The 14,296-nt window shown below is 65.0% G+C and carries 11 protein-coding genes; 7 read left to right on the top strand and 4 right to left on the bottom strand.

The genetic code is table 11. The annotated features are described in order from the left end of the window. Positions 1–116: 116 nt before the first annotated feature. The gene (locus tag C7402_RS42875; RefSeq protein ID WP_116614860.1) at positions 117–1,895 is read left to right on the top strand and encodes a sigma 54-interacting transcriptional regulator; all 1,779 of its coding nucleotides are present in this window, start codon (positions 117–119) and stop codon (positions 1,893–1,895) included. A gap of 64 nt (positions 1,896–1,959) precedes the next feature. Here the strand turns inward: C7402_RS42875 and C7402_RS42870 are convergent, their stop codons facing one another. The 3 genes from C7402_RS42870 to C7402_RS42860 form a co-directional block, all read right to left on the bottom strand. After that, the gene (locus tag C7402_RS42870; RefSeq protein WP_112177877.1) at positions 1,960–2,265 is read right to left on the bottom strand and encodes a hypothetical protein; all 306 of its coding nucleotides are present in this window, start codon (positions 2,263–2,265) and stop codon (positions 1,960–1,962) included. A 35-nt stretch (positions 2,266–2,300) separates the two neighbouring features. Further along, positions 2,301–2,627: a hypothetical protein gene (locus C7402_RS42865; RefSeq protein ID WP_208949089.1), complete on the bottom strand. Its 327-nt coding sequence runs from the start codon at positions 2,625–2,627 to the stop codon at positions 2,301–2,303. A gap of 518 nt (positions 2,628–3,145) precedes the next feature. After that, positions 3,146–4,030, bottom strand: coding sequence for an alpha/beta fold hydrolase (locus tag C7402_RS42860; RefSeq protein ID WP_116614859.1), 885 nt, complete (start codon positions 4,028–4,030; stop codon positions 3,146–3,148). A gap of 169 nt (positions 4,031–4,199) precedes the next feature. Here C7402_RS42860 and C7402_RS42855 point away from each other — a divergent pair, with 169 nt between their 5' ends. The 3 genes from C7402_RS42855 (at position 4,200) to C7402_RS42845 (ending at position 9,907) form a co-directional block, all read left to right on the top strand. After that, positions 4,200–4,574 (top strand): winged helix-turn-helix transcriptional regulator, encoded by a 375-nt coding sequence (locus tag C7402_RS42855; protein WP_116614858.1) that lies wholly within the window; start codon positions 4,200–4,202, stop codon positions 4,572–4,574. A 320-nt stretch (positions 4,575–4,894) separates the two neighbouring features. Then, positions 4,895–8,941: an autotransporter outer membrane beta-barrel domain-containing protein gene (locus C7402_RS42850; RefSeq protein ID WP_133254646.1), complete on the top strand. Its 4,047-nt coding sequence runs from the start codon at positions 4,895–4,897 to the stop codon at positions 8,939–8,941. Positions 8,942–9,193: 252 nt separating this feature from the next. Beyond that, on the top strand, positions 9,194–9,907 hold the full coding sequence (locus tag C7402_RS42845) for a Crp/Fnr family transcriptional regulator (protein WP_112177882.1): 714 nt from the start codon (positions 9,194–9,196) through the stop codon (positions 9,905–9,907). A gap of 37 nt (positions 9,908–9,944) precedes the next feature. Here the strand turns inward: C7402_RS42845 and C7402_RS42840 are convergent, their stop codons facing one another. Then, complete coding sequence (locus C7402_RS42840) at positions 9,945–10,889, bottom strand: LysR substrate-binding domain-containing protein (protein WP_116614883.1); 945 nt, start codon at positions 10,887–10,889, stop codon at positions 9,945–9,947. A 151-nt stretch (positions 10,890–11,040) separates the two neighbouring features. Between C7402_RS42840 and C7402_RS42835 the strand changes: the two genes are divergently transcribed. The 3 genes from C7402_RS42835 to C7402_RS42825 are packed head-to-tail and all read left to right on the top strand — an operon-like array spanning position 11,041 to position 14,268. Next, the gene (locus tag C7402_RS42835) at positions 11,041–11,883 is read left to right on the top strand and encodes an HTD2 family dehydratase (protein WP_112177883.1); all 843 of its coding nucleotides are present in this window, start codon (positions 11,041–11,043) and stop codon (positions 11,881–11,883) included. Positions 11,884–11,912: 29 nt separating this feature from the next. Next, on the top strand, positions 11,913–13,073 hold the full coding sequence (locus C7402_RS42830) for an acyl-CoA dehydrogenase family protein (protein WP_112177884.1): 1,161 nt from the start codon (positions 11,913–11,915) through the stop codon (positions 13,071–13,073). A 16-nt stretch (positions 13,074–13,089) separates the two neighbouring features. Beyond that, complete coding sequence (locus C7402_RS42825; RefSeq protein ID WP_116614856.1) at positions 13,090–14,268, top strand: CaiB/BaiF CoA transferase family protein; 1,179 nt, start codon at positions 13,090–13,092, stop codon at positions 14,266–14,268. Positions 14,269–14,296: the final 28 nt, after the last annotated feature.

Here is a 14,296-nt window from a genome sequence, read left to right as displayed (position 1 = left end):
TTGTATCGCAGGCGCCGCCACGCGCGGTTTCCAGGCCCTGCCTTGAGTGACAACGACTGCATGCCGGAGGCGCCATCGTGAGCACGGACAACGGGACCCATTCTGCCGGCGCACAGATGACGCTGGTCGCCCCAAAGGGCGCGCGCGTGGACAGCGTGCGCTATCCCGACATCGCCGACCTGATGTCGCGCTTGCGCTTCGCGCCCGAAGACGGCCGCATCTGGCTCGACGAACAGCGCATGCTGCTGCTTCATGCCGAGTCGATGGGCTCCTTGAGGCGCGAACTGATCGACAGCCTCGGCATCGACACCGCGCGCGGACTGCTCACGAGAATGGGCTACAACTCGGGCGCGCGCGACGCCGAACTGGCGCGGCGCGTGCGGCCCGACAACAGCATCATGGACATGTTCGCGGTCGGCCCGCAGTTGCATATGCTCGAAGGCGTGACCGCCGTCGAGCCCGTTCACGTGGAAATCGACGTCGAAAAGGGCGTGTACCACGGCGAATTCATCTGGAAGAACTGCTCCGAAGACGAAGAGCACGTGCGCATTTACGGCATTGGCGTCGAGCCTGTCTGCTGGACGCAGATCGGCTATGCCTGCGGCTACACGAGCGTATTCATGGGCCGCCCCATCCTCTATCGCGAAGTGGAATGCCGGGGGCTCGGGCAGCCGCATTGCCGGATCATCGGCAAACCGATCGAGGAATGGGGCGAGGAAGCCGCCAACGATATCCGCTTCCTGCAAGCGCAATCGTTCACCCAGGGCCTTTCGGCGGCCAGCGCGCAGCGCGGCGCAGTCCCGGGCCTGGGTCAGCGCCCCACGCCCACGGCTTTCGGCGACAGCAACATGGCGGGGGCGTCGCCCGGCTTCAATGCGGTCTGCCACATGATCCGCCGCGTGGCCGGCACCGACGCCACGGTGCTCTTTCTCGGCGAAAGCGGCGTGGGCAAGGAAGTGTGCGCCCGGACCCTGCATCGCATCAGCCGGCGCAAGGACGGGCCGTTCGTCGCCGTCAACTGCGCCGCCATTCCCGAGGCGCTGGTGGAGTCCGAGCTGTTCGGCGTGGAAAAAGGCGGCTTCACCGACGCCACCCAAAGCCGTCCAGGCCGCTTCGAACGCGCGAGCGGCGGCACGCTCTTTCTCGACGAAATCGGCATTCTGAGCCCCACCGCGCAGGGCAAGCTGCTGCGTGCCCTCCAGGAGGGCGAGATCGAGCGGGTGGGCGATACCCAGACCCGCCGCGTGGACGTGCGGGTGGTCGCCGCGACGAATCTCGACCTCAAGGACGAGATCCGCGCAGGCCGCTTTCGCGAGGACCTCTATTTCCGGCTCAACGTCTTTCCGATTCGCGTGCCTTCGTTGCGCGAGCGGCGCGAGGATCTTCCGGTCCTGCTCAACCACGTGCTCCACAAATACCGCGAACGCCACGCGCGCGAGGTCACGGGCTTTACGAGCCGCGCCCTCGACGCCCTGCTCAGCTATGGCTGGCCGGGCAACATCCGCGAAATGGAAAATATCGTCGAGCGCGGCGTGATCCTCGCGCCCGAAGGCGGGTCGATCGACATCGGCCATCTCTTCATCAGCGGCGAGACGATCGAAACGACCCTGTTCGGACTGGACGCGAGCGGCGCGCTCTCTCCAACCGGCTCGCTGCTCGCGCAGATGGAGAACCGCGCGGGAACGGAAACCGACCGCATCAGCCGCAAGGTGAACAGTCTGCTCATGGGGCTCGCGGGCGATGCCGAACCCACGTCGCTGGACGATATCGAAACGGCGCTGCTCAAGAGCGCGGTGCGCCAGGCCGGCGGCAACCTCTCCGCGGCGGCCCGCGCGCTGGGCATTACGCGGGCGCAGCTTGTCTATCGTCTGAAGAGTCGCGGCTTGCGCGTGTGAACATGCGGGCCTTCGCCTGCCTGTGTCACGCGAGCGCCGCGCTCAAGCCACGCTCAGGCCACGCTCAACCTGCGATGGACAAGCGCCCCATGGAGAGCCGCGTTTCTCCCGGCGGGAAGATGTACCAGCCGCCGTCGTCGTGACGGAAAAAGAACATACCGACTTCACCCATGGCACAGACCGTACTGACATAGACACAAGACCGTCTGCGCTTCGGACCCTGAGCATGCCGCGTGATGCTCACCTGCATATCGGGATGCAAGGCGAGCCATTTCTCGGCCATGGCTCGCAATGACCCTGGTTTCCCGTACATCATCGTCTCCCTTCCCGCCAATCCCACTGTTCCCACGATTGCCTCGCTGACTGTCACCGCGCCTCGCCTCGGCGCTTTAGTGCCTCAATGCTTCAGTGCCGCGTGCCCGGCAGATACGTCTCCAGCGCCCACGCGACGCCGCGTTCCGGTTCGTCGGCCGTCACTTGGCCCGCGATCGCCAGCCTGGAGAGGATCTGCGAGATCAGGAGGCATTCGGTGGCGTCGATCTCGGCCGCGTGCCATCGATCCAGGTCGAGCAGGCTTTGCCGCAACGTGCGCAGCCCGTGCTCGCTGCCCTCGACGAGCGGCCACGCATGCATGAGGTACGCAAGCGGCAGCACGCTCCGGTGCTCGCAAAACGAGTCGAACAGCTGCGTGCACAGCGCGTTGAGTTCTTCGGGTCCCGGCGTACTGTTCATCATGTCTCCCGCATCCAGCGTCTCTGATTGGCATCACCACTTCGCGGCGCACAGGGCGTCGATCCGCTTGCCGGCCAGTGAACCGCCTGGCCATCTGGCGTTTTGATCGAACCGCCGGCTCCACACCATGTCATGCAATGGACATGCCATGCAGGCCCGCCCACGCGCAGACGGACCGGCGGCCTTGGCGAGACGGCATGCACAGCCAGTGCAAGCCCCTGTTAGCCAGGCGAAGGAATCGATGAAATGAGCGAATACGGCCCGCAATGGGCCGCCCGGACTTGATCAAACGATGAAGCGACGGGCCCGAGCGCATCGGCGGGCGACGGAAAATCGGCATGAGGGCGGCCGGGCATCGATCAGACGAAAGCCTCGCCGCCCCGGGTGGCGAATGCGCTGACGAATACGCGGATCGGCGCAGGTGTCGCATATTGTCGCAACTCACGCGAACAGCACCTGCGCCAGTCTGGAGCAATGGCTTGCCGCTGACTCCCTGCTTATCCATCGCGCCGGGCCGGTTAGAGCGCGTCGATCCAGGCGCTCACCGCGACGTTCACGTCGTCGCTGCGGTCCTGCATGATCCAGTGGCCCGTGTTGTCCCACACGTCGACTTTCGATTTCGGATGCGCAAACCAGGTCCGCATGCGCGCGGCCTGCTCGGGGTCGCGGCACAAATGCCTGACGGGAACCGTGAGGCGCTTGCAAAACGTGGCGCTGGCCTCGCCAATGCCGACCTGATCCGCGCCGAAGAACAGGGGCGCGAAGGACTCGCGCACGACATGCGCGGGCATGCCCTGGACGCGCCTTGTGTGCCAGCGCTTGTAGGCCGGGTCGGTGCTGCGGTCATAGACAAGCTCGAACAGCGCGGGAACCACTACGCCGGGGTCGCCTGCGTCCAGATCGTGGCTGGTTTTTGCAAAGCCCTCGCCAACGGCTTCCGAAAAGCCCAGGGCGCCGTCCACGGACACCACGGCGCTCACCAGGTCCGGCCGCTTCGCGGCGAGCCGGGCGGCGATCTGCCCGCCCATCGAATGCCCCACGATCACGAACGGCTCGCCGGGATACCGGCTCTCGATCAGCGCCTCGACATCCGAAACATAGTCGGCGGGCGTGTAGCCGCCTTGCGGCTCGACCTCCGACCGGCCATGCCCCCGCAGATCGACGGCAACGACCCGGTAACGCGTTTCGAAGTACGGCAGTTGCCAGCTCCAGTCATGGGAATCGCAAGTCCAGCCGTGGAGAAACATCACGTTGCGGCCTTTGCCGCGCTGCGTCGCGAACAGCATTGCGGGCGACCCGGACGCCGCCAGTGCCGGGCGCTCGCCCAGCACGCCGGCCACGACCGCCGCGCCGGCGACCTTCAGCACGCCTCGGCGGGAAAGTTCGCTTTCCATGATTTCCATTCGATATCCTTATTAATCTAACTTGAATCCACTGCACATTGGGTTTGGCCACCGGGTTTGATCACGTCGCGCGGCGCGCGAAGCAGATGACCTGGGGTTATGTTATACGTTGGATATCTAAGGTCAATTACGCACCTTAAGGTGCGCAGATATACAGGAGGATACCGGGATGGCTTGCGAGGTTGACGAAGTCTTCTTTGCGGACTGCGCCGCACGTTCGTTTTTCGACCAGGTGGCGAACAAATGGTCGGTGATGATACTCACGCTGCTCACGGCGAAACCAACGCGCTTCAATGAAATCAAGCGCCGGCTGGAAGGCATCACGCACAAGGCGCTTACGCAGGCCCTGAGGCGTCTCGAACGCAATGGCCTGATCGCGCGGCGGGTGCTCAATACCTCGCCGGTGGCCGTGGAATACTCGATCACGGAACTCGGGCGCACCCTGCAAATTCCGTTCGGCGCGGTCTATGCATGGTCGATCGAACACTTGCGCGATATCGAGCAGGCGCAACTGGCCTATGACCAGCATGAAATACGAGGGTAATGGAGGGTAGGCGCCGGAAAACCGGGGCGCGCGCAACCATTGGCCGGCGCGCGCCTGCACCGCCCTCTCGCGGCTGTCATCATCGATTTCGACACCCAAAAATCACAATACGCATTTGCGTGGTAACTTCAAAAAAACTTACTTATTATTACCTCATTAATTCGCAGTGCAGATTTGCTAACGTCTTTTTGAGCGTCGTTTCCGTACTTGATTATGCGCAGTGAGTGTGCCATTTCAATCCGGCTATTCACGAGCATCAAAAAACAGCAACGACCACGCCAAATCCGTTCGAACTCGAAACGGTGCAAATGGAGGACGAATTGACGAATAGACGCAATCCGCCCATGCAGTTTGCTGTCTCGTTCAATCCGCTTAGCCGCGCCATGCGAAATGGTTGCGCGCTCCATCACGCTTCCCGGCCGCATCGCCGTTCGCGCTTGCGCGTCATACCCGCGTCAATTAGCGCGTGGCTCGCGCTGTGCGCCGTCCCGGCCCAGGCGCAATACGATATTGTGATTGGCCCGGGGTTCTACAATTATTCGCAGAAGTTCAACCAGAAAAGCGGTCAGATCGTCGGCTCGACGACGATCGATCCCACGCCGCCCTATCCCGCCAACCTGGGTGGCCCGGGGGTCTCGGTGGAAATCGGCGGATCGGCAATCATTCAGCCCGATGCGGGAAGCACGCCGGGCAACATCAACATTTACTCGCACTATCGAAGCGGCGCGCCCAACGACGGGCTTTATGTGTCGAGCGGTTCACTGACAATAAGCGGCAGCGCTCACGGCTACGGTACCTACGTGAGCACCGACGGTCTGGATGTCTATGGCATCTACGCGCCATTCTCGTCCTCGCAAGCCGTGGCGACCACGCTGGACGCCACCAACCTTTACGTCACCACGGCGGGCAATGGCGCGATCGGCATTCGCGCCTATGGCACGTCGATGGGCGCGCCCGTCATCACGCTACGCGACTCTTCCATCACGACCGCGAGCGGCTTTACCTCGGCGTACGGCGTCTATGCCTGGGCGGGGCCCACCATCAACCTGATCGACACGGCCGTGAGCGCGCTGGGCACGTCGACGTACGGCATCGTGTCGTCGGCGTCGACGATCAACCTCACCAACGGTTCGGTCACCACCGTCGCGCCGAGCGCCTACGCGATGTATGTCTACAGCGGCTCGAAGCTCACGGTGAACGGCACCGCCATCAACACGAGCGGCACCTCGGGCATCGGGCTGTATGAATCGGGCGGCTCCAGCGCCACGCTCACGAACGCGCAGTTCGCCACGACCGGCGCCAACGCGCACGGCATTTACAGCACGGGCGCCACGCTTTCGGCCGATGGCGGCGCCATTACGACGACCGGCTCGGGCGCACACGGCGTGTGGCTCACAGGCGGCTCGAGCGCCAGCATAAGCGACATGAACATCGAAACGCGCGGCGCTTCGGCGCGCGGCGTCTACGTGAACGGCGCGGGCACGACAGCGTCGCTGGCCGGCGACCGGATCTCGACCCTCGCCGACAACGGCTACGGCGTGTACGCGGTCACCAACGTCGCCGTGAAGTTGCAGGACACCAGCGTCTCTACACTGGGTGCGACCGCCTATGGCATCTATGCCGGCACGGCCTCGACCCTCGACATGAGCGGCGGCGGCGTTTCGACAGCGGGCAACACCGCGCATGCCGTGTGGCTCGCGAGCGCAAGCAGCGGCACAATTGCGGACGCAACCATTTCCACGAGCGGCGCAGCGGCTCGCGGCGTCTACGTCAACGGCGACGGCACGAACGCGACGCTGACCGACGACCGCGTTTCGACATCGGGCGACACCGCCTATGGCGTGTACGGCACGTCGAGCGCGGCCCTCGCCATGCAAGGCGGCAGCGTCGCGACGAACGGCGCGAACGCCTACGCCGTCTGGTTCTCGGGCGCGGCCAACGGCACGCTGGCGGGCACGACGATCTCCACGGCGGGCGGCAACGCCTATGGCCTGCTCGTCGGTGGCTCCGCTGCAAGCGCAACGGCCACGGATGTCACGGTGAACACCACGGGCGGCGGCGCGGCGGGCTACTACGTCTGGACCACCGGCCTCCTGCATGCCTATGGCGGCAGCGTGAGCACGAGCGGCGCGAACGCGGCGGGCATCGTCGTCGACGGGTTGTCGAGCGCCACACTCGATCGCGACGCCAACGGCGCGGGCATGAGCGTGACGGCGGGCGGTGCGAACGGCAACGCGGTGCGCGTCTCCAATGGCGGCACCTTCACGGCCACGGGCGCGTCGCTGCACGCGCGAGGCGCGAACGGCAACGGCCTCTCTCTCATCGGCACGGCAACGACGGCCGCGGCCGCGAGCCCCGCCGACCCGGCGGTCGGCGACACGCCGGGGGCCGACACGACGCCGGTGCCCACCGCCGTCGCAGCGCCCGTGGAGGCGGCGGCCGCCCGCGTCGCCGCGGCTGTCGTGCACGCTGCCGGGCCGGTGGAAACCGTCACGCTGAACGACACGACGGTGCAGTCCGACAACGCCGCGGGCATTGCTGTCGCGGGCGGCATCGCCAACGTCGCGCTCACAGGCTCCACGATAACGGGCGCCACTGCGGCCTTGCAGGCCACGACGACGGGCTCGACACCCTCCACGCTCACGGTCAATGCTGCCGGCTCGACGCTCAACGGCGCGGTGCTGACCGACGCGGACAGCACGACTGCACTGAGCCTCACCAACGCAAGCCGCTGGAACGTGGGCGGCGACTCCACCCTGACCACGCTGGTCAACGCGAACAGCGTGATCGACATCCTGGCCGCGCCGGACCAGGTGCAGACGCCGACCACGGCATCGTCGTATCGCGCCGTGAACGTGACGGGCGACTATACCGGCGCGCAGGGCACGCTCGGCGTGAACACCTGGCTCGATAAAGGCGGCGCGCTCGGCGCGCAATTCACCGACCGCCTGCTCGTGGCGGGCAATGCGTCGGGCACCACGCTCGTCGACGTCAAGCCCGTGGCCGGCAGTCCCGGCGGCGTCACCTCGCTCACGGGACAGATCACGCACTCCGACGGCATCTCGATCGTGCAGGTTGCGGGCGCATCGAGCGCGGGCGCGTTCGCGCTGCCCGGCGGCTACGCCGTCGCCCCCGACTCGCCGTATGAATACCGCCTGTACGCATACGGACCCGGCTCCGTGCACGGCACCGCCGATGCGGCACAGCGCGTGGTGTCCGGCAGCGGCAACGGCTTCTGGGACTACCGGCTGCAAAGCGCGTACGTCACGCCGGAAGGCCCGGTCGATCCCGATGAGCCCGGCGTGCAGCCCGGCCCCGAGCCGCAGCCCGAACCGAATCCGGAACCGAATCCCGAACCCATTCCGGGGCCGGGCGGCGAACTCGACTATCCGATTCCGCCCGACGCACGACCCGCCGTCGCGCCCCAGGTGGCCGCCTATCTGAGCGCACCGGCCGCGTTCCTCTACGCGGGCATGCTCGACATGGACACGCTGCACCGGCGCCTGGGCGAGATACGCGACGACGGCGATCTGGGCCGCGACGGCGGCCCGGCCGAAATGTTCTTCCGCGCCTATGGCGGCGACTTCAACTACTCGTCGAACATCGGCTTTCAGCAGTTCGGCTACGACATGTCCGGTGATTACAGCGCGATCCAGTTCGGCGCGAACGCGCTCAAGCTGCGCAACGACAACGGCATCTGGCGCTTCGGTCTCGCGGGCAGCGTGGGATGGCTGCATTTCGAGCCCGATGCCGTCGACGGCCCGAGCAGCAGCCGCTCGAACATCTATCGACTCTCGGGGTACGGCACCTACCAGAGCCGCCAGGGCTGGTACTTCGACGGCATTCTTTCCCTCGGCTGGTTCAACGGCGATGTCACGACGGGCGCGCGCGGCCAGGCCATGAAGCTTCAAGGCAGTTCGTACGCCGCCTCCGTGGAAGCCGGCTATCCGTTCGCGCTGCCGTATCGCATCAACGTGGAGCCGCAAATCCAGCTCATCGGCCAGCATCTGGGCTTCCATAATTCGACCGACGTGGACGACCTCGATGTGAACATCGGCTCGCAGAACCAGCTCACGGGTCGTCTGGGTGTGCGCGTGACGCGCCCGATCGACGTGAGCACCGGACGGCTCACGCCTTACGCCGCCATCGACGTGCTGCATTCCTTCACGAATGGCACGAACGTTCAGGTCAGCGACGTGCAGTTCGTGAGCGGCAAGATGGGCGACGCGCTGCAATACTCGCTGGGGATCAGCGGCTCCTATACGCCGAAGCTTTCACTTTACGGACGCGTCTCGTATCAGCAGCAAATCGGCAATGCGGGATTCCGGGGATGGCTCGTGAACGGCGGGGCCAGGTACCTGTTCTGAGGCGCAATCGTTTGCTTCGCCTGGCTTCGGCCGCACTTCGTTCGGCCTCGCACGCCTGCGCGCGTTTTCAGGCATTCTAAATGCGCCTTCCCACTTATACTCACTGCGAATCGATACATGATTAATCATATGTATGGATTGCGCGGGGTAAAGGACGTGAAAGCGGGATATATCAAGAGGTAGGTAATTTTGGGGACTCCAGAGTAACCCGGGCGTTGGACCGCGCCTCAAGCGTCGTACATCAGATAAAAAATGAGGGAAGATTTCAATCTGAAGGAATACCTGAGAGCGCAATTCCTTCTTAAATCCAGTGATAACGACACCATCGAGCTTGCCCGCACAATGGCTCGTGTCGAGAAAGTGAAGGCGGAAGATTATCTTGTCATTCAAGGCGACAAGACTTCGCCCCTGGTGCTCTTGCTCACGGGCCAGCTTCGCACCTGCGTGCTGACCGAGGACGGCCGCGAGCTTCCACTGCATATGCTCCACGCGGGCGACGCGACCGGTGCGGTGTCCATTATCCAAGGCATACCGAGCACGAAAAACGTCGTCGCGGTCAAACCCAGTGTCGTCGCGCTCATCAATCGCGCCGACGCGCGCCGGCTGTTCTCGGCGCCCACCGTCACCCGCGAGCTCAACGCGATGTTCGCGAGCCTCATTCAAGGCGTGATTACCGAACAGAACACCACGGGTAGCGCGAAATCGACGGCCCGCGTTTGCGCGATCCTTTACGCCATGTTCCGCGAAGCGGGATCGAAGCAGGATTCGCCGGTCGAGTTGCCAACGCATTCGTCCCTCGCTTCGGTGGCGCAGGTAAGCCGTGAAACCGTTACGCGTGTGCTTGGCCTGCTGTCCCGCCGCGAGATCATCGTGAAGGAGCGTCAGAGAATTTTCGTCAGGAAGCCGGAGGCGTTGCAGCTGTTGGCCTCCGGTTCGACGATCGGCCCCGAAGGCGCCGGGGAATAAGCGCTTGCCAGTGGGTTCGCGCTGCTCGTGCGCGACGTCAGGACGCCACGCCCTCGCGCAATTCGATCCCGGTCCACACGCCGCTCGCGCGCAACTCCGCGATGAGTTCGCAGATCGTCTGGCGCACCGCGAGCGAGGCCGAACTGACGGGCAACGCGTTGGGCCAGCAAAGACTTGCCGGCCGGCGGATGAGCGGATCGACGAGTCGGCGCGTCCTGGGCCGGTCGGCCGGGGCGCGCAACGCCAGCGCCGAAGCGGGCAATATCGTGCTCGCCGCGCCGGACTGCGCGATAGAAAGCAGCATGGGTAGCGAATCCACGTCCGCGATGATGCTCAGCGGCACCTGTTCGCGCGCGAAGGTGCGTTCGAGCAGCAGCCGCAGCCCGTTGGACGCACCCGGCGCCACCAGCGGAACGTCGGCCAGCGCGCGCAGCGTGCACGTGCGGGCGCGCCCCGTCACCGCGCCGCCGGGCTCCCCCATCACGTGCAATTCTTCGTCGAGCACCGGCAGCGCGCTGATGCCCGCCGTATTCGTGTCGCGAAACAGGATGGCCAGATCGAGCCGCCCGTTGGCGAGCAACTCGTTCAGATAGCCGCTCATGCTCTCGAAGAATTGCAGGCGGATGCCAGGGTAACGCTGCCGCACGCGCTCGAAAACCGGCATGGCGAGAATCGAGGCCATCGTGGTGGGAAACCCCACGGCCACCGTTCCCGACTCCGCCCCCACACCCTCGCGCACCTCCTGCCGCAACTGCTCCATCTGATGCAGGACGAGACGCGCATGCCGGTACATGGCCTGCCCCGCGGCGGTCGGCTTCACGCCTTGCGAACTGCGAACGAGCAGCGGCACGCCCACGTCGTCTTCGAGCTTCGCGATCTGCTGGCTCAGCGAGGGCTGCGCGACGTACAGCTTCTCCGCCGCCTTGCCGAGGCTGCCGTAATCGACGATGTTCACGAAGTAGCGAAGCTGGCGTATGTCCACGATGGCGACCCGCAATGACCGGAGAGCCATAGGATACGCCTATGTCCGGCACATTCAATCGATATTTCCGGCGCGCCGGGCATTCACATAGAGTCGTCCCATTCCAATCCGCAAGCGCCGGGCCGACCGGCGCTGGAGACGACTTGCCGCCATGACCGCCCCCCTGCCCGCGCTTTCACAGCAAGTTCAGCGCGCCATCGACATCATTTCCCCCGCCCCTGCCGCCGCGCTGGCCTCGACGCTCGACTTGCGCCACACGCCACGCAGCGGTGACACGTTGCCGCCGATCTGGCACTGGCTCTACTTCTGGACGCCCGCGCCGCAGGCCGATCTGGGGGCCGACGGGCATCCGCGCACGGGCGGCTTCCTGCCCGACCTCGGCCTGCCGCGACGCATGGCTGCCGGCGGACGAATCCGCTTCGACGCGCCGCTCACGATAGGCAACAGCGCGGAGCGCGTTTCGCGCGCGATCTCCGTTGAAAGCAAGGAAGGCCGCAGCGGCCGCCTCGCATTCGTCACGGTCGAGCACGCCATTCATATCGATGGCGGCATCGCGATCCGCGAGGAGCAGGACATCGTCTATCGCGAGCCCGCGCGGCCGGGACAGCCGCTGCCCGCACCCACGCCCGCGCCGGCGGGCGCCGACTGGGAGCGCGTGATCGAGCCGACCGAAGCGCTGCTGTTCCGTTACTCCGCGCTCACGTTCAACGGCCACCGCATCCACTACGACCGCGAATACGCGCGCGAAGTCGAAGGCTATCCGGACCTCGTCGTTCACGGCCCGCTGATCGCCACGCTGCTGCTCGACAGCGTGGCCCGCTTCGCGCCCGATGCCGTGGTACGCGAGTACGCGTTCAAGGCCGTGCGGCCGACTTTCCTCGGCCACGCGTTCGCCGTATGCGGCCGCCGCGCCGAGGACGGCAAGTCCATCGATCTTTGGGCCAGAGACCACGAAGGCTACCTGACCATGTCGGCCCGTGCACAGCTCGCCTGACCCGCCATTCATTCCACTGAAGCCACATCATGAACACTGCAACCGACCCGTTTCAGGACATTCGCGAAGCCGTTCGCGACCTGTGCAACCAGTTTCCCGCCGAATACTTTCGCAAGATCGATGAAGAGCGCGGCTATCCGGAAGCCTTCGTCGAAGCGCTCACCAAGGCAGGCTGGCTTGCCGCGCTGATTCCGCAGGAGTACGGAGGATCTGGACTCGGCCTCACCGAAGCCTCGGTGATCATGGAGGAAATCAACCGCAACGGCGGCAACTCGGGCGCCTGCCACGGCCAGATGTACAACATGGGCACGCTGCTGCGTCATGGCTCGGCCGAGCAAAAGGCGCGCTATCTGCCGAAAATCGCCTCCGGCGAGTTGCGCCTTCAGTCGATGGGCGTGACCGAACCCACCACCGGCACCGACACCACGAAGATCAAGACGACGGCTGTACGCAAGGGCGACCGCTATGTCGTGAACGGCCAGAAAGTGTGGATCTCGCGCATTCAGCACTCCGATCTGATGATCCTCCTTGCGCGCACGACCCCGCTCTCCGACGTCACGAAGAAGAGCGAGGGCATGTCCATCTTCATCGTCGACCTGCACGAAGCGATCGGCAAGGGCATGACGGTGCGCCCGATTCCGAACATGGTCAATCACGAGACCAATGAGCTGTTCTTCGACAATCTGGAGATTCCCGCCGAAAACCTGATCGGCGAGGAAGGCAAGGGCTTCAAGTATATCCTCGACGGCCTCAATGCCGAGCGCACGCTGATCGCCGCGGAATGTATCGGCGACGGTTACTGGTTCGTCGACAAGGTCTCGCAGTATGTGAAGGACCGCGTGGTGTTCGGACGCCCGATCGGACAAAACCAGGGCGTCCAGTTCCCGATCGCGCGCTCGTACGTCAACGTCGAAGCGGCCAGCCTGATGCGCTTCGAAGCCGCGCGCCGCTTCGACGCCCATGAGCCGTGCGGCGCCCAGGCCAACATGGCGAAGCTGCTCGCCGCCGACGCCTCGTGGGAAGCCGCCAATGCCTGCCTGCAATTCCACGGCGGCTTCGGCTTCGCCTGCGAATACGACGTGGAGCGCAAATTCCGCGAGACGCGCCTTTACCAGGTTGCGCCGATCTCGACGAACCTGATTCTCTCGTACGTCGCCGAGCATATTCTCGGCTTGCCCCGTTCGTTCTAAAGAGGTCATGGCAACCATGCGCTCACTCGAAGGCATCAAGGTCATCACGTTCGAACACGCGATCGCGGCGCCCTTCTGCACGCGGCAACTCGCGGACCTCGGCGCGCGCGTCATCAAGATCGAACGGCCGGGCAGCGGCGACTTCGCACGCAATTATGACGAACGCGTGCACGGACTCGCCTCGCATTTCGTCTGGACCAACCGCTCGAAAGAAAGCATCACCCTGGATGTCAAGCAACAGGACGCCCTGGAGATCGTGCACGGCCTGCTCGCCGACGCCGATGTGTTCGTGCAGAACCTCGCACCGGGCGCGACCCAGCGCCTGGGGCTGGACCATGCGAGCCTGCACGCGCGCTACCCGAAGCTCATCGTCTGCGATATCTCGGGCTACGGGCTCGACGGCCCGTATCGCGACAAGAAGGCCTACGACCTGCTGATCCAGAGCGAGTCGGGCTTCCTCAGCATCACGGGATCGCAGGACGAGCCCGCCAAGGCCGGTTGCTCCATCGCCGACATCGCCGCGGGCATGTACGCCTATACGAACATTCTCGCGGCGCTCATCGAGCGCGGCAAAACCGGGCGCGGGCGGCACATCGACATTTCGATGCTCGAAAGCATGGTGGAATGGATGGGTTATCCGTTGTACTACGCAATCGACGGGCAAACGCCGCCGCAGCGCACGGGCGCCTCGCACGCGACCATTTACCCGTATGGGCCGTTCAAGGCGGGTGACGGCAAGACCGTGATGCTCGGCCTTCAAAACGAACGCGAGTGGAAGCGCTTCTGCGAGACCGTTATCCAGCAGCCCGACCTCGCGGAGGATGGACGCTTCTCTGCGAACAGCCGGCGTGTGGAGAACCGTGCGGAACTCGGGCGGGTCATTGAAACCGCATTCGGAGCACTCACGGCGCGCCAGGTCATCGAGCGCCTGGAGGAAGCGAAAATCGCCAGCGCCCAGATGAACGACATGCACGCCGTGTGGACGCACGAGCAACTCGCGGCGAGACAGCGCTGGACCCGCATCGCGACGCCAGCAGGCGCCGTCGACGCGCTTTATCCGCCGGGCGTGGGGCAGGACGACGCGCCGCGCATGGACCCGGTCCCCGCGCTCGGCGAACACACCGACGCGATCTTGCGGGAACTGGGCTACCGCGAAGATCGCATCGAGACGTTGCGCCAAACCGGCGCGGTGTGAGCGGCAAGCGAAACCTGGCGCGGCTTGC

The organism is Paraburkholderia unamae, from assembly GCF_003096875.1.
Classification (GTDB): Bacteria; Pseudomonadota; Gammaproteobacteria; order Burkholderiales; family Burkholderiaceae; genus Paraburkholderia; species Paraburkholderia unamae.
The sequence above is the reverse complement of the archived record's forward strand: the minus strand, read 5'-3'. Positions and strand labels throughout refer to the sequence as shown.